This is a genomic window from Pseudomonas sp. W15Feb34 (assembly GCF_023127765.1).
Lineage (GTDB): Bacteria > Pseudomonadota > Gammaproteobacteria > Pseudomonadales > Pseudomonadaceae > Aquipseudomonas > Aquipseudomonas synxantha_A.
Window position 1 is genome coordinate 41,561 of record NZ_SPKN01000002.1, and the last position, 15,445, is coordinate 57,005.

Consider the following 15,445-nt stretch of genomic DNA (forward strand, 5'->3'; position numbering starts at 1 on the left):
TTGCACCGCGCGGCAGGCTGGACGGCATGTCGCGTTGGAGCGGACACTAACGGCTCGTCGACAGCCCCACAACGTTATGCGAGAAGCGCATCAGGCTATGCGTGAAGTACCGGCCGCCCTTCCCAACCGACAGGAAAAACACGGTGAACCTCAAGCAACTCGAAGCCTTCAAAGCGATCATGGCCACCGGCTCGACCATCGGCGCAGCAACGCGCATGGGCCTGTCGCAATCGGCGGTCAGCCGCCTGCTGAGCCAGTTGGAAGAGCACTTGGGTTTTGCCTTGTTCCTGCGCAAGAAGGGCCGCCTGATGGCGACGCCCGAAGCCGAGGAACTGCTCGCCGAAGTCGCCGGACTGGTGGATGGCATGCAACGAATCCAGCGCCTGGCCGACGAAATGCGCGTGGGCCGCTCACGCAAGAGCCTGCTCAAGGTCGGGGTGCCCACCAGCATGACCCAGGAGCTGTTGCCGCGCATCGTGGCGCAGTTTCTCAAGGAGCATGACGACATTGTCGTGGAACTGCTGACCGGTTCTTACGACACGATCGAGCGTGCGGTGCTGGACCGTTCCGCCGACCTGGGCTTTGTACGCCTGCCCACGGAAATACCTGACTTCGATGTCGAGCCGGTGCTGCAAACCGAAGGCGTCTGCGTGATGCCCGCCGACCATCCGCTGACCCGTCACGCCTGCATCGAAGTGCAGCATCTGCGCGATGTGCCGTTGGTGATGCTCGGCCGGCAACGGGCATTGCGGGCCGAGCTGAACCAGGTGTTTCGTGCCGCCAACCTCACGCCGCAGGTGCGGGTCGAGGTGCACTCGGTCGGGGCTGCGTGCAGCTTCGTTGCCGAGGGGCTGGGGGTGTCGATCGTCAATGGTCTGCTGGCCAGCCACTTCCGGCACTTGCCCATCGTCACCCGCCCGTTTCGCCCGGCGCTGCCCTACGCATTCGGCCTGGCGTTTCGCGCCAATGAGCCCAGGTCGCAGCTGGTGAACGCGTTTGCCGAGCATCTCAAGCAGCGTCTGTCCGCACAAAACGCATAGCCCAACCCAACCCACGCATAACGTTGTCGCCGCGAAAACTTTGCCCTAGTGTCCGCCCCACACGTGTCACCCCTATAACAATAACGGCGCAAGCCGGGGCCACTAGCATGAGCGAATCCCAGAGCATCCCCACCCAAGCAGCGGTGGGAAATACCACGCAACGCAAGCAGATCAATCCCGCCATCATCCTGCTGAGTATCGTCCTGCTCGCAGTGGCGTTTACCTACGCCGTGAACTCGGGCACGTTCCAGCGCCAGAATGGCCTGGTGATCCCGGGCTCTTACCAGGTGCTGGAAAAACACGACTCCCTGAGCCAACTGTTCGCACTGGAACCACGCAAAGCCGGCGACACCGTGGCTCGCCCGGTGTCCCTGGTGGAAGGCTTCATGGCGATTCCCCAGGGCATCGAGAAGCGTGCGGCACTGATTTTCATGGTGCTGTTCATCGGTGGCATGTTCGGCGTGCTGAACAAGGCCGGGGTGATCGACGCCGGGCTGGAGCGCATGCTGGGTCTGACACGGGGCAATATCTATGTGCTGGTGCCGTGCCTGATGCTGGTGTTTTCCGCCGGCAGTACCTTCATGGGGCTGGCCAAGGAATTTATTCTCATCGTGCCGTTGATGGTTGCCATGGCTAATCGGCTGGGGCTGTCGAACCTGATCGGGCTGGCCATCGTCACGATCTCAGTCAAGATCGGCTACCTGGCCTCGATATCCAATCCAGTGGCGCTGTCCGTGGCCCAGCCGATGGTCGGGCTGCCGATCTTCAGTGGCCTGAGCATGCGTGTGCTCGCCTACTGCAGCTTCCTGCTGGTGGGCATTGCCTTCGTGCTGTGGAGTATTCGCAAGCACGGTTACGATGCCACGGCGCAGATCACTTTCGAAAGTACGCCGTTGCCCCTGCGCCATCTGATCAACCTGATCGTACTGCTGACGGGCATCGCTTTCCTGGTCTACGCCTCCAACCGCTGGGGCTGGAAATACCACGAGCTGTCGGCGTTCTACCTGCTGCTGACGCTGGCCTTCAGCGTGATCGCCGGGCTCGGCGCCAGCGTTGCCGCCAGTGCTTTTGTCGATGGAATGAAGAAGGTGCTGATCGCCGGCGTGCTGATCGGTCTGGCTACCGCCGTGGAGATCATCCTCAGTACCGGCCAGGTCCTGGACACCATCGTCAACAGCCTGGCCAACCTGGTGGGCGACCATGGTCCGATCGTGTCGGCCTACGGCATGTTCTTCGCACAACTGGGGCTGGATGTGCTGATCCCATCCACCTCCGGCCAGGCGGCGGTAACCATGCCGATCTTCGGGCCCTTGGGTCAGTTGTCCGGCGTCAGCCCGCAGACCACGGTGTTCGCATTTCTGATGGGCAATGGCCTGACCAACATGATCACCCCCACGTCCAGCGGTCTGCTGGTGCTGTTGGCCACCGCCAATGTCGGTTGGGGCCAATGGGCGCGCTACATCCTGCCGCTGTTCCTGATCTACGCCGTGCTGGCGATGGTGTTGCTGGCCATTGCGGTAACGAGCGGGTACTGAATCGATGAGTGTTCTCCCCATGCATATTTTGCACAACCAAATGATCCGGATGCGTGACGGCATCCACCTGGCCACTGACATCTATGTGCCGGAGGACAGCAATGGGCCGTTTCCGGTGGTGATCGAGCGCACGCCCTACGACAAGAGCAAACCCTCCCGCTCGGAAAAACAGCTCGACGGCCAACACATCTCCCGTGAGCAAATGGCCGCACGGTTTACCGAGCAAGGCTTTGTCGCAATTTTCCAGGACTGCCGTGGACGCTACGCCTCCGAAGGCACATTCACCAAATACACCGCCGAGGGCGAAGACGGTTTCGACACCCTGGCCTGGATCATCCAACAGCCCTGGTGCAACGGCAAGATCGGCAGTATGGGCTTGTCTTATGCTGCCCACACACAACTGGCGATGGCTTGCCTGCACCCGCCGGGCCTGAGCAGCATGGTGCTCGACAGCGGCGGCTTCGCCAACGCCTACCATTGCGGGATTCGCCAGGGCGGCGCCTTCGAACTCAAGCAGGCCACCTGGGCCTTTCGCCAGGCCAAGGAAAGCCCTGCTGCCCTGGCCGACCCGTTGGTTCGTGAAGCGCTGGAACAGGAAGATATTTATCAGTGGTTCACGCGTATGCCATGGCAACCCGGGCAATCGCCCCTGCGCCATGTGCCGGAATACGAAGCCTATGTGTTGGAGCAATGGGCTCAGGGCACCTTCGGTGAGTATTGGCAAAAGTCTGGCCTCTATGCCGAAGGTCACTACGCACAACTGCCCGATATCCCGGTGCTGTTCATGTCCAGTTGGTACGACGCCTACGTCAGTTCGACCCTGGCCAATTACCGCGCCTTCACACTCCAAGGTACGGCCAGCCAACGACTGGTGATGGGCCCGTGGCTGCACGGCGACCGTAATATCAGCCACAGCGGCGATGTGGAATTCGGCCCGCAAGCCGCCTTTGACGGCCAGGTCGATCAGGATTGGCTCAGTTGCCGACTGGCCTGGTTCGAGCAATCCCTCAAGCCGTCGCCGCGAACCACAACGGCCAGCGTACAGGTGTTTCTGATGGGGGGCGGCAGCGGTAACCGCGACGAAAACGGACGCCTGCACCATGGCGGCCGCTGGCTGCACACCACGCAATGGCCGCTGCCCGGCAGCCAAACACTGACCCTCTATCTGAATGCACACAGGCAGTTGAGCCACACGGCACCTGTCGAGGCTGACGCCCACTTGAGTTACCGCGCCGACCCGGCCCACCCGGTCCCGACCATCGGCGGCGCGCTAACCTCCGGTGCCCCCGTGTTTGTCGGCGGAGCCTTCGATCAACGGGAGCGCCTCGATTTTTTCGGCACCCAAGGGGACAACCGTCCCCTGGCCCAGCGCGATGACGTGCTGGTGTTCCAGACCGAGCCGCTCGACGACGACCTGATCGTCGCCGGTGACGTGCAGATCGAGCTGTGGATCGACAGCGATGCACCCGACACCGACTTCACCGCCAAGCTGGTGGACGTGTACCCGCCCAGCGCCGACTATCCCGAGGGCTTTGCGATGAACATCACCGACGGCATCCGCCGCTGTCGTTATCGCAACTCATGGGAACAACCGACGGCCCTGACGCCGGGTGAGCGAGTGCAAGTGCTGATCGAGCCTTTCGCCACCTGCAACCTGTTCAAGCGCGGCCATCGGTTGCGCCTGGACATCGCCAGCAGCAATTTCCCGCGCTTTGACGTCAACCCCAACAGCGGCGAGCCTTCAGGCCAGGCCAGCCACCCTCGGGTTGCCCACAATAATGTGCACCTGAGCCACGCCGCCGCCTCCTGCCTCAGGCTTACCGTGGTGCCCAACACGGCGGAGTCCTGAGCGCATCGGATCGCCATTGCTGCACGGTAATGGCGACCCTTCGTCACCCCGCAAGAAAAGTACTTCAGAATCATCCTTTGCCGCCGATACAGCCCTACACATCTTGGCTGGCTCAAACAACAACACACCGTCCAGCAGACAGACATCACTCTTCAAGGAGCTTTCGATGAACAGCTGGTTCGGTAACATCAGCGTCAATCTCAAACTCGGCCTGGGCTTTGGCCTGGTGCTGGTCCTCACCTCGATTCTGGCGCTCACCGGCTGGACCAGCCTGGGCGGCCTGATCGACCGCAGCAACTGGATGAGCGACATCACCCAGCTCAACGCCTCGCTGACCAAGCTGCGGATCGTACGCCTGCAATACATGCTGGCCAATGGCGACGAAGCCGTGGCGCAGAATGTGCAGACCAGCCTGGATGCCTTCGCAGCTCAACAACAGAAATTGCTGGACAGCTTCAAGAGCCCGGAAAACCTCAAACTGCTCAATGACCAGAAAGCCGTCATCACTGCTTACCGCCAGTCCCTGAACAAAATGCGCGAGGCCTACCGCAATGGCAACGCTGCGCGCGACGTCATGGGCGCCAAAGCCGATGTCGCCAACGCACAAATCAATGCACTGGAAACCAGTGTGCAGCAGGCGCCCGATAGCCCGGAGCGCTTCACGCAATTTCTGGCCGTGACCCAAGCCAAGAATGAGTTCCAGCAAGCTCGCTACGAAGTGCGCGGCTATACCAATAGCCCCAACGCAGAAACCGAAGCCCGCGCTGCTGCGCAACTGGAAAAAGCCGTCGGCGGTTTGAAGGGCCTTAGCGCGGCGTTCGGTACCGGCCAGCAAAACGCATTGTCCGCACTGGAAGCCGCCCTCGGTGCCTATCGCAGCGCCGTGCAGAGCTACAAGGCAGCCAACGCCAACATCGTCACCGCCCGCGCCGAAATGACCACCCAGGGCGCCGATATCGTGACGATCAGCGACAAGCTATACGACATCCAACTGGAACGTCGCGACGCTGAAAGTACCCAGGCCCGCAGCCTGCAATTGATCAGCACCTTGCTGGCACTGCTGGTCGGCGTGATTGCCGCCTGGGTCATCACCCGTCAGATCACCCGCCCGATCCAGGACACCCTGGCGGTGGTGGAGCGCATCGCTTCAGGCGACTTGAGCCACAACATCCAGGTGACCCGTCGTGATGAGCTGGGCGTATTGCAACAAGGCATCCAGCGCATGGGCACGACCCTGCGCGAGTTGATCAGCGGCATCCGCGATGGCGTGACCCAGATCGCCAGCGCCGCTGAGGAGCTATCAGCCGTGACCGAGCAAACCAGCGCCGGTGTGAACAGCCAGAAGATCGAGACCGATCAGGTGGCCACCGCCATGCATGAAATGACCGCTACCGTGCAGGAAGTTGCGCGCAATGCCGAGCAGGCGTCCCAAGCCGCCTCCGACGCCGACGGCCAGGCCCGCGAAGGCGACAAGGTGGTGGCCGAAGCTATCGCCCAGATCGAACGCCTGGCGGCCGAAGTCGCCCGCTCCACCGACGCCATGACGCACCTGCAACAAGAGAGCAACAAGATCGGCAGCGTGATGGACGTGATCAAGGCCGTGGCCGAACAGACCAACCTGCTGGCCCTCAACGCCGCCATTGAAGCCGCGCGTGCCGGTGAAGCCGGCCGTGGCTTTGCCGTGGTCGCCGACGAAGTACGCGGCCTGGCCCAGCGTACACAGAAATCCACCGAGGAAATCGAAGGCCTGGTGGCCGGCTTGCAGAACGGCACCCAACAAGTCGCCAGCGTGATGAACAACAGCCGCAGCCTCACCGACAGCAGCGTCGAACTGACGCGCAAGGCCGGGGTATCCTTGGAAAACATCACCCGCACCGTGTCGAATATCCAGTCGATGAACCAGCAGATTGCCGCGGCCGCCGAGCAGCAGAGCGCCGTAGCGGAAGAGATCAGCCGCAGTATCGTGAATGTGCGGGACGTGTCCGAGCAGACCGCGACTGCCAGTGATGAGACGGCCAAGTCGAGTGTGGAACTGGCTCGATTGGGTAGCCAGTTGCAGCAGATGGTCAGTCATTTCCGGGTGTAGACACCAAAAAGCCGCCTCGATCTAGACCGAGGCGGCTCCACCTCTCAGACCTTAACGGTCATCGAAGCTGTCCCGCAGGAACTTCCATACGTGATACGCACGCAGGCAGTTCACTACGAGGTTCCATGTACGTCGTGCAAACTTAGACATACTCGGCCCTCCGTGAGTTGGGCCTTACCTCCAGCGCACTTACCGGAACATGTGGGCCTTTGGATGCACACCAGTGCTCCTGTGAGGCGGCTGGGTTTATGGTCCTCCCGCGTGAATCCGGCACGGATTACTAGCCCGTGGCGGGCGGTCCAAAATTTGCGCGCGAACCCAGCCAACCTACTTCACGACGAACACAGAACGAGGGCGATACTAGCTCAGCACTCTGCTCCAAGGTGTAACGAACAACGGCCAGCTAGCCTTAAAATCTGTTGCTGTTTTTTGCAAAGTTAAACAACACAAAAGATCAATGCTGCCGTGAAAAACTCTTGTTCGTCTGGTGTTGCATAACGCCCTAAAGCAGCAGTAGTATTGTGACCACGCCAGTGCTCCTGTGAAGCCGCAACCCCAGCCACTAACTGGGTTTGCAAAAAAAACCGCCTTACCAAGGCGGTTTTTTATTGCCTGCCATTTGCCACTTAGCCCTCGCTGTCCTCGACAAACACCAAGCGATTCCCGAACGGATCCCGGATGCTCATTTCCCGCGATCCCCAAGGTGTTTCCTCGACCGCAGGCTTGGCATATCGGTACTCTTTGCCCAGCAACTGCTGCTGATACGCATCGACTCCTTGCGCCTGGATGCGCACGGCCGCCCCCGGCGAAGCATCGCCATGATGCTCGGACAAATGCAGCACGCATTCCCCCAGCGACACCTGAAGGTACAACGGAAAATTCGCCTCGAAGCGATGCTGCCAATCGACCTTGAACCCCAGGAAGTCGACGTAGAACTCCAACGCCTTGACCTCGTCGAAAATCCGCAGAATGGGGACGACTTTTCCTAAGTGCATGGCGCCAGCTCCGTATAAAAGAACACCCACTATAGAGCCGTAAACCCACCACGCAAATCCCCGCTGCGCGCCAGGAAGCGGCCCGCTCGCTCACCGTTCGCCTGCCCCTCGCGATAGCTCAGTACGCCATTGACCCACACACCCTCAATCCCTTCAGCCGCGCGCTGTGGCGTGGTGAAATCCGCCACATCCCGCACCCGCTGAGGGTCGAACAGCACCAGGTCGGCCCAGTAGCCTTCACGGATTTCGCCACGCTCGGACAACCCAAAACGCGCCGCCGATAAACCGGTCATCTTGTGCACCGCCGTGTGCAACGGGAACAGGCCGACATCCCGGCTGAAATGCCCGAGCACCCGTGGGAAGGCACCCCACAAGCGCGGATGGGGAAACGGGTCTTCAGGCAAACCGTCCGACCCCACCATCGACAACGGATGCGCGAGGATGCGCCGAACGTCGGCCTCATCCATGCCGTAATACACCGCCCCCGCCGGCTGCAAGCGACGGGCCGCGTCGAGCAGCGAAACACCCCACTCGGCAGCGATATCCTGCAAATCGCGCCCGCCCATTTGCGGGTGCGGCGTCGACCAGGTGATGGTGATGCGAAATGTGTCGGTGACTTGCTTGAGGTCCAGAGTCGAGGAGCTGGCGGCGTAGGGGTAGCAATCGCAACCCACCGGGTGGTTTTTCGCCTCAGCCTCCAGGGCCGCCAACAACTGCGGACTACGCCCCCAGTTACCGGCACCAGCGCATTTAAGGTGGGAAATAATCACCGGCACCCTGGCATGTCGGCCGATCAGAAACGCCTCATCCATTGCCTCCAGCACCGGCTCGAACTCGCTGCGTAAATGCGTGGTGTACACCGCACCATAGGCCGTCAGTTCCTCAACGAGTTGCAACACTTCATCGGTCTCGGCGTTGAATGCGCTGGCGTAGGCCAGGCCTGTGGATAACCCCAGGGCACCGGCCTCCAGGCTCTCTTGCAACTGCACGCGCATGGCCGCGATTTCATACGGTGTAGCGGTGCGATGCAGGTCATCCATATGGTTGCTGCGCAGCGCGGTGTGGCCGATCAATGCCGCAACGTTCACTGCCGGATGGGCGCCTTGCACTGCGTTGCGATAATCGCTGAACCGCGGATAACAGAACTGCTCACGGCTGCCCAACAAGTTCATTGGGTCTGGCGGGTCACTGCGCAAACTCACCGGCGAAGCGCTGATGCCACAGTTGCCGACAATCACCGTGGTCACGCCCTGGCTGAGCTTGGGCAGCATCTGCGGCTGGCGGATCACCACCGTGTCATCGTGGGTGTGCACATCGATAAAGCCCGGCGCCAATACCCGGCCATGCGCATCGATGACATGCGCGGCCTCGTCGGCGGACAGGTCACCCATCGCCTGGATGCGCCCACCGCGCACGCCCACATCGGCGACAAACCCTTCGGTGTTGCTGCCATCAATGACCAGCGCCTGGCGAATCAGCGTGTCGTATTTCATATCAGTCTCCAAGCGGCAGGCTGTCAGGGCCGCCGCGGTAATCATCCAGGGCCAGCTTGATCCGGCGCAGGCGTTCCTGATTGTCGTCCGGCAAGGCCAGCGCCAGCTCGGTGGCAAGCAGGTCGATGGCCAGTAACATGCCGTAGCGGGCGGCGGTGGGTTTGTAGATAAAGCTGGTCTCCGCCGGTTGCAGCGGCAGCAACACATCCGCCAGTTCGGCCAGGGGTGAGTCCGCGAGGGTGAGGGCAATAATCCGCGCGTCGTAGTTGCGCGCCAGCTTCACCACATCCAGTAATTCGGGCGTACGGCCGGTGAGGGAACAGACAATCAAGGCATGTTGCGGGCCCAGGGTCGCGGCCGTGACGCGCATCATCACCGGGTCATGGCAGGCGGCAATCGGGTAGCCCAGACGCACCAGGCGCACTTGCAGTTCATCACTGCACAGGCTGGAGGGGCCGCCCATGCCGAACGCGTGAATCATCCGCGCCTTGCTCAGCAAAGTGACCGCGTCGGCAAAGCTGTGCTGGTTGAAACCTGACAAATGCTGGCGCAACGTCGCTTCGATATCGCCCAGGATTTGCCGATGAAAGGCCGACTGTTCCGGCAGCCCCGCCGGGTCCAGGAAGCGACTGCCCACGCCACTGGCCTGGGCCAGTTGCAGGCGCAAATCGCGCAAGTCACGGCAGCCGACGCTGCGGGCAAAACGCGACAAGGTCGCGGTGCTGACCTCGGCCCGCTGAGACAACGCCTCCAGGCTGGCCGAGGCGGCAAAGCCCACATCCTCAAGCATCAACTTGGCGATACGCCCTTCGCCGGCGCTGAACGAGGCCTGGCGGGCGCGGATCTGGTAGAGGATGTCCATGGAGGCTCCGGTTAGAGGGTCAGGCTCATAAAACCAGTGACAGGCCGTAGGTCAGACCGAAGGCGACCAGCGAAATCAGGGTCTCCAGTACGGTCCAGGTCTTGAAGGTCTGGATCACCGTCATATTGAAGTATTCCTTGATCAGCCAGAAGCCGCCGTCGTTAACGTGAGAAAAAATCACCGAGCCCGCGCCGGTCGCCAGCACCAGCAATTCGGGGTGTGGATAACCCAGGCCCAAAGCAACGGGCGCGACCACCCCGGATGCAGTGGTCATGGCAACGGTGGCCGAGCCCGTGGCGATGCGCATCAACGCAGCGAACAGCCAGCCCATCACCAGCGGCGACAAGTGGAACGCGTGGGCCAGGCCGAGGATTTCATTGGTCACACCGGCATCCACCAGAATGCGATTCAAGCCACCGCCCGCGCCCACCAGCAAGGTGATACTGGCGGTCGGCGCCAGGCACTCGTTGGTGAACTTGAGAATCGACTCCCGGTTGAAGCCCTGGGCCAGGCCCAGGGTCCAGAAACTCACCAGGGTCGCCACCAGCAGGGCGATCACCGAATTGCCGATAAACAGCAGGAACTGATTGAAACCACTGCCCGGGGTGGAAATCACATTGGCCCAGCCGCCGATCATCATCAGTACCACCGGCAACAGGATGGTGCCCATGGTCAGTGCAAAACTGGGCAGGCGAGTACGCGGTTCGCGCTCGATAAACTGGCGCTCCAGCGGGTTCTCGGCCGGCAGGTGAATATGCGGCACGATGAACTTGGCGTAGACGGGGCCGGCGATGATCGCCGTGGGGATACCGATCAAAATCGCATACAGCACCGTCTGCCCGACCGAGGCGTTGTAGGCCAGCACCGCCATCATCGCCGCCGGATGCGGTGGCACCAGCGCGTGCACCACCGACAAACCGGCGACCATCGGCAGGCCGACCATCAGGATCGACACGCCCACGCGCCGCGCCACGGTAAAGGCAATCGGCACCAGCAGCACAAAGCCGACCTCGAAAAACAGCGGCAGCCCCACCAGGAACGCAATGCACACCATCGCCCAGTGGGCATTGCGTTCACCGAAGCGGTTGATCAGCGTACGCGCCACCTGCTCGGCGCCACCCGACTCGGCCATCATCTTACCGAGCATGGTGCCCAGCGCCACCACCAGGGCGATATGCCCCAGGGTTTTACCGACGCCCGCCTCATACGACCCCATGATCGTGTCCGCCGGCATTCCGGCCATCAGCGCGAGGCCGATGGACACCAGCGTAATGACGATAAACGGGTTGAGTCGGTAACGTGCAATCAGCACGATCAATGCAATGATGGCAATGGCAGCGTATGCCAATAGCCCGAAGCCCGGTAATGCGGCCATGCGGTACTCCTCGGAAAGGGTCACGTCGAATTGGTTGTGAAACTCATAAATCATTACCGAGGAGTATTTTCAATTTTCATGAAAGTAATTTTCGCCCACGGACAAGCGTTGTCGCATGGAGATATGTCCAGCGCCAGCCCATGAAAATACGGGGGATGTTCTTACATGAAGATCAGGAATGCCGGAAACTCAAGCGCCGCCCTTGAGTCATAGAATGCGCATCCACTCATGCTCAGGAAACCGCCCATGATTCGCACCACACTCGTCGCCAGCGCCCTGCTTCTCTGCTTGGGTGGCACAGCGTATGCCGCCGACAATGCCGCGTTGAAAAAATGCATGGACAGCGCCAATACCACGGCAGACATGGTCAATTGCAACGCCAAACAAGCCAAGGTGCAGGACGAGCGCTTGAACCGCGCCTACAAGACCGCCCTCGCCGCCCAGGACGGCGCGCACAAGCAGCAACTGCAAGACGTGCAGCGCCTGTGGATCAAATACCGCGATGCCAACTGCGCCTTCGCCGGCAGCGCCACCGGCGGCACCATTGATCAGGTCAACGGCTCCGGCTGCGTGCTGGACATGACCCAGACCCGCGCCCAGGAGCTTGAAGACCTGGTAGGCCCCTGACTGCTGGAGCCGGTCTATTGTGGCGAGGGAGCTTGCTCAGTCATGGTGAACCCTGGCGCGCTTGAGCAGTTTCTTGCAGCGCTCGGATAAATGCAGCACCCGCAGATGCTTACCGGCCTTGGCATAGCGCTCGCGCAACGTCATCAGCGCAGCGATCGCCGAATAGTCGACAACACTCAGGTGGCGGCAATCCAGCGTCACCTGGGCCGGGTCATTGGCCGGGTCGAATTGGTTCAAGAACGGCGTGGTCGAGGCGAAGAACAAGGTGCCATGCACCCGGTAAAGCTTGCTGCCGTCGGCCTCCAGATGTTCATCGGCGTACAGCTCTCGCGCCTGCTGCCAGGCAAAATTCAACGCGGCGATGACGATACCGCACAGCACCGCGGTGGCCAGATCCGTGAACACGGTGATGATCGTCACCGCCATGATCACCAGCACATCATTGAGCGGCACCTTGTTGATCACCCGCAACGAGGCCCAGGCGAAGGTCTGCTGCGACACTACAAACATCACGCCCACCAGCGCCGCCAGCGGAATACGCTCAATCAGCGGTGACAGAAACAGAATGAACAGCAGGATCATCACACCGGCAAACACCCCTGAGAAACGCCCGCGCCCACCGGAGCTGAGGTTGATCACGGTTTGCCCGATCATCGCGCAACCGCCCATGCCGCCAAACAGGCCCGAGACCATATTCGCTGCGCCCAGCGCCACGCTTTCGCGGTCGGGGTAGCCTCGGGTTTCGGTGATTTCGTCGGTGAGGTTGAGGGTCAGCAGGGTTTCCAGCAGGCCGACCATCGCCATCAGGAACGCGTAGGGCGCGATGATGCCGAGAGTGTTGAAGGTCCAGGGGATTTGCGGCAGGGCGAAGGTCGGCAAGCCACCGGCGATATGCGCCATATCGCCCAGCGTACGGGTCGGCAGACCAAGCAGGTACACCGCCAGACCAACGCCAAGGATCGCCACCAACGCGGGCGGCACAGCGCGGGTCAGGCGTGGCAGCAGGTAGACAATCGCCATGGTCACCACAACCAGGCCCGCCATCACATATAAAGGCGTGCCGCTTAGCCAGCGTTCGCCGCTCTTGAAATGTTCCAGTTGCGCCAGCGCAATGATGATCGCCAGGCCGTTGACGAAACCGAGCATCACCGAGTGCGGCACCATGCGCACCAGCTTGCCCAGGCGCAGCAGGCCGAAGGCGACCATGATCAACCCGCCCAACAGTACTGTCGCCAGCAAATACTCCACACCGTGTTGCACCACCAGCGCAACAATCACCACCGCCATCGAGCCGGCAGCGCCCGAGACCATGCCCGGGCGGCCACCGAACAAGGCGGTGAGAGTGCAGATGATAAAGGCGCCGTAGAGCCCCATCAGCGGGTTGAGGTGGGCCACCAGGGCAAAGGCGATGCATTCGGGCAGCAGCGCAAAAGACGTGGTGAGGCCGGCCAGGGCGTCGGCGCGCAGACGGGTGAGGTTCATGGAGTACCGGGGAATTGCGAGGGATAAGGCGAGGAATGGTACGGAATTGCGTCGAGTGGGGCTAGCCTCCAGAACTGAGTGGCCCCAATCGGGAGAAAGCCCCCTCCCACACGTGAATGCATTCCAAAGTTGGAAATCGGTCAAATGTGGGAGGGGGCTTGCTCCCGATAGCTACACCCAGGTCTCAAGCCAACATCAGACCATCTCGTTGCGAATCCACTCCACCACCGACGTACGCTTGGGCACCCAGCCCAGCAGTTCGCGAGCGTGCTTGCCGCGTACGCGACTGTTGGAGCCCAACCCGTAGTTGGCCATTTCATAGCCCCACTCGGCTTCAGCCTCGGCCAACGGCCAATCCTGCGGTTCGCCCAGGTTCAGCGTCTGGGCAATCGCCGTAGTCATGTCGATAAACGCCGCTTCGCTGCTTTCCACAAAGTAGAAAGTACCCGGGACGTTTTTGGTCAGTGCCAGCAGATACAGGGCGACCACATCCTCAATGTGCACGTTGGACCAGATATTCTGCCCGCTGCCCACATGGCGCACTACACCGCTCTTGCGTGCCTGCTTGAGCAAGCGTGGCAATTGCACGCTGTCACGCTTCACGCCCAGGCTGTGGCCGTAGATCAGGGTGTTGCAGATCACCGCCGAATTCACACCGTCACTGGCCGCCGCGAGGATCAGGTTGTCGATCGCCACCCGCGCGGCTTTGTCGACGGTCGGCTCAGGCAGGTTGCCTTCGAAGTAGATGACTTCACTGGCCTTGCCGCCCGACGCATCACCGACAATGCTCGACCCGCTGGTATGCAGGAACGGCTTGTTCGAGCCTTTCAAGGCGGCCAGCAAGGTTTCCACGGCGGCGCGATGGTCGCTGCTGGCAGCGTTGATCACCGCATCAGCCTTCTTTGCCTGCTCGGTCAATACGGCTGCGTCGTCGAGGGTGCCGATCACCGGCGTAATGCCCAGGGCGGTCATTTCGGCGGCTTGTTCGGCGCTGCGCACCAGGCCGGTGACGTCATGGCCAGCGTTGACCAGGCCGGTGGCGATGGAACCGCCGATAAACCCTGCTGCACCGGTAACGAATACATTCATGGAGGTTGCTCCTGACTGGGTAAGTGATGCACCCAGTATCCAGCCCCCACTGCTGTCGAATAAGCCCGTACGGCCCAATTCACTCTTGCGTGCAAGTCACGAATCAGCGCGCATACCGAGCCAGCTTGGCCTGAATGAAGTCCAGGAAACACTGAATGCGCAGCGCCAATTGCGAGTTGCGATAGAACACCGCGTGGATCGGCTGGCGATAACCACTGTTGAACGCCTCCAGCATGGGCACCAGACGGCCGGCATCGATATCGTCGACCGTCATGAAATTCGACAGGCAACAAATACCCTGCCCCTGCAGCGCCAACTGGCGCACAGTTTCGCCACTGGATGCGCTGACACTGGGCTGGATCAGCCAGCGGTCACCTTCGCCATGACGCAGCGGCCAGTGGTTGAGGGTCTCGGTGTGAGTGAAGCCCAGCAAGGTGTGATCGGCCAACTCGGCAACGGTCGTCGGCGTGCCGTATTGCTTGAGGTAGTCGGGGCTGGCCAGGATATGCAGCGGCGTGCTGCCCAGGGAGCGCGCATGAAGGGTCGAGTCGGCCAGGGTGCCAATGCGAATGGCGATGTCGGTACTTTGCTCAAGCAGGTCGATGATCAAGTCGTCGCTGTTGAGCTCCAACTGGATATCCGGGTACAAGCGGCGAAACTCGGCGATGTACGGCACGATCCCGTGCAGCATGAACGGCACGGCGGCATTGATACGCAGGCGGCCGGCCGGTTTTTTCTGGCGCGACGACAGGCGCTCTTCCAGCTCGTCCATCTGCGCCAGGATCACCTTGGCCTGCTCGAAGAAGTACTTGCCCTCTTCAGTCAGGTCCATGCGTCGCGTGGTGCGGTTGATCAGCGTGGTGTCGAGCTTGGCTTCCAGGCGCGACAGCGTGCGGCTGACCGCAGACGGCGTTTGCCCGACCTTTTCGGCGGCGGCAGAAATCGAGCCGCATTCAATCACGCTGACGAAGATCTGTAGCTCATCGGAACGGGCTTTCACGGGCGGTCCTTC

At 61.3% G+C, this 15,445-nt stretch carries 12 protein-coding genes; 5 read left to right on the forward strand and 7 right to left on the reverse strand.

All coding sequences use genetic code 11. The features are described 5' to 3' along the window. Nucleotides 1-143 precede the first annotated feature (143 nt). The 4 genes from E4O97_RS00540 to E4O97_RS00555 all read left to right on the forward strand — a co-directional run bounded on the left by E4O97_RS00540 (nt 144) and on the right by E4O97_RS00555 (nt 6,510). Nucleotides 144-1,040: a LysR family transcriptional regulator gene (locus E4O97_RS00540; protein ID WP_198845094.1), complete on the forward strand. Its 897-nt coding sequence runs from the start codon at nt 144-146 to the stop codon at nt 1,038-1,040. A gap of 107 nt (nt 1,041-1,147) precedes the next feature. Then, nucleotides 1,148-2,575: an AbgT family transporter gene (locus E4O97_RS00545; RefSeq protein ID WP_032879527.1), complete on the forward strand. Its 1,428-nt coding sequence runs from the start codon at nt 1,148-1,150 to the stop codon at nt 2,573-2,575. A gap of 19 nt (nt 2,576-2,594) precedes the next feature. After that, nucleotides 2,595-4,424 carry a CocE/NonD family hydrolase gene (locus E4O97_RS00550; protein ID WP_248160743.1) on the forward strand — a complete coding sequence of 610 codons (1,830 nt, stop codon included), beginning with the start codon at nt 2,595-2,597 and terminating at the stop codon, nt 4,422-4,424. Nucleotides 4,425-4,590: 166 nt separating this feature from the next. Next, nucleotides 4,591-6,510, forward strand: coding sequence for a methyl-accepting chemotaxis protein (locus E4O97_RS00555; protein WP_032879524.1), 1,920 nt, complete (start codon nt 4,591-4,593; stop codon nt 6,508-6,510). Nucleotides 6,511-7,136: 626 nt separating this feature from the next. Here E4O97_RS00555 and E4O97_RS00560 read toward each other — a convergent pair. The 4 genes from E4O97_RS00560 to E4O97_RS00575 are packed head-to-tail and all read right to left on the reverse strand — an operon-like array spanning nt 7,137 to nt 11,235. Continuing rightward, complete coding sequence (locus tag E4O97_RS00560) at nt 7,137-7,505, reverse strand: glyoxalase superfamily protein (protein WP_078822285.1); 369 nt, start codon at nt 7,503-7,505, stop codon at nt 7,137-7,139. 29 nt (nt 7,506-7,534) lie between these two features. Then, on the reverse strand, nt 7,535-8,998 hold the full coding sequence (locus E4O97_RS00565) for a D-aminoacylase (RefSeq protein WP_248130475.1): 1,464 nt from the start codon (nt 8,996-8,998) through the stop codon (nt 7,535-7,537). Nucleotide 8,999: 1 nt separating this feature from the next. Then, nucleotides 9,000-9,860, reverse strand: coding sequence for a MurR/RpiR family transcriptional regulator (locus E4O97_RS00570; RefSeq protein WP_216092095.1), 861 nt, complete (start codon nt 9,858-9,860; stop codon nt 9,000-9,002). Nucleotides 9,861-9,885: 25 nt separating this feature from the next. Continuing rightward, nucleotides 9,886-11,235 (reverse strand): gluconate:H+ symporter, encoded by a 1,350-nt coding sequence (locus E4O97_RS00575; protein WP_228308955.1) that lies wholly within the window; start codon nt 11,233-11,235, stop codon nt 9,886-9,888. Nucleotides 11,236-11,481: 246 nt separating this feature from the next. Between E4O97_RS00575 and E4O97_RS00580 the strand changes: the two genes are divergently transcribed. Beyond that, a complete protein-coding gene (locus tag E4O97_RS00580; RefSeq protein ID WP_032879519.1) occupies nt 11,482-11,862 on the forward strand; it encodes a lysozyme inhibitor LprI family protein in 381 nt (126 codons plus the stop codon). A 36-nt stretch (nt 11,863-11,898) separates the two neighbouring features. On the opposite strand, the gene E4O97_RS00585 is transcribed toward E4O97_RS00580, so the two are convergent. From E4O97_RS00585 to E4O97_RS00595, 3 genes are all read right to left on the reverse strand, one after another. After that, complete coding sequence (locus E4O97_RS00585; RefSeq protein WP_248160744.1) at nt 11,899-13,344, reverse strand: SulP family inorganic anion transporter; 1,446 nt, start codon at nt 13,342-13,344, stop codon at nt 11,899-11,901. A 195-nt stretch (nt 13,345-13,539) separates the two neighbouring features. Beyond that, nucleotides 13,540-14,433 carry an NAD-dependent epimerase/dehydratase family protein gene (locus E4O97_RS00590; protein WP_248160745.1) on the reverse strand — a complete coding sequence of 298 codons (894 nt, stop codon included), beginning with the start codon at nt 14,431-14,433 and terminating at the stop codon, nt 13,540-13,542. Between the two features lie 103 nt (nt 14,434-14,536). Further along, nucleotides 14,537-15,433 carry a LysR family transcriptional regulator gene (locus E4O97_RS00595; RefSeq protein WP_248160746.1) on the reverse strand — a complete coding sequence of 299 codons (897 nt, stop codon included), beginning with the start codon at nt 15,431-15,433 and terminating at the stop codon, nt 14,537-14,539. Between the last annotated feature and the right edge of the window lie 12 nt (nt 15,434-15,445).

What these genes read in the sequence shown, in the direction of transcription:
- E4O97_RS00545 (WP_032879527.1), top strand. Translation starts at nt 1,148, where the DNA reads ATGAGCGAATCCCAGAGCATCCCCACCCAAGCAGCGGTGGGAAATACC.
- E4O97_RS00550 (WP_248160743.1), top strand. Translation starts at nt 2,595, where the DNA reads ATGCATATTTTGCACAACCAAATGATCCGGATGCGTGACGGCATCCAC.
- E4O97_RS00555 (WP_032879524.1), top strand. Translation starts at nt 4,591, where the DNA reads ATGAACAGCTGGTTCGGTAACATCAGCGTCAATCTCAAACTCGGCCTG.
- E4O97_RS00560 (WP_078822285.1), bottom strand. Translation starts at nt 7,505, where the DNA reads ATGCACTTAGGAAAAGTCGTCCCCATTCTGCGGATTTTCGACGAGGTC.
- E4O97_RS00565 (WP_248130475.1), bottom strand. Translation starts at nt 8,998, where the DNA reads ATGAAATACGACACGCTGATTCGCCAGGCGCTGGTCATTGATGGCAGC.
- E4O97_RS00570 (WP_216092095.1), bottom strand. Translation starts at nt 9,860, where the DNA reads ATGGACATCCTCTACCAGATCCGCGCCCGCCAGGCCTCGTTCAGCGCC.
- E4O97_RS00575 (WP_228308955.1), bottom strand. Translation starts at nt 11,235, where the DNA reads ATGGCCGCATTACCGGGCTTCGGGCTATTGGCATACGCTGCCATTGCC.
- E4O97_RS00580 (WP_032879519.1), top strand. Translation starts at nt 11,482, where the DNA reads ATGATTCGCACCACACTCGTCGCCAGCGCCCTGCTTCTCTGCTTGGGT.
- E4O97_RS00585 (WP_248160744.1), bottom strand. Translation starts at nt 13,344, where the DNA reads ATGAACCTCACCCGTCTGCGCGCCGACGCCCTGGCCGGCCTCACCACG.
- E4O97_RS00590 (WP_248160745.1), bottom strand. Translation starts at nt 14,433, where the DNA reads ATGAATGTATTCGTTACCGGTGCAGCAGGGTTTATCGGCGGTTCCATC.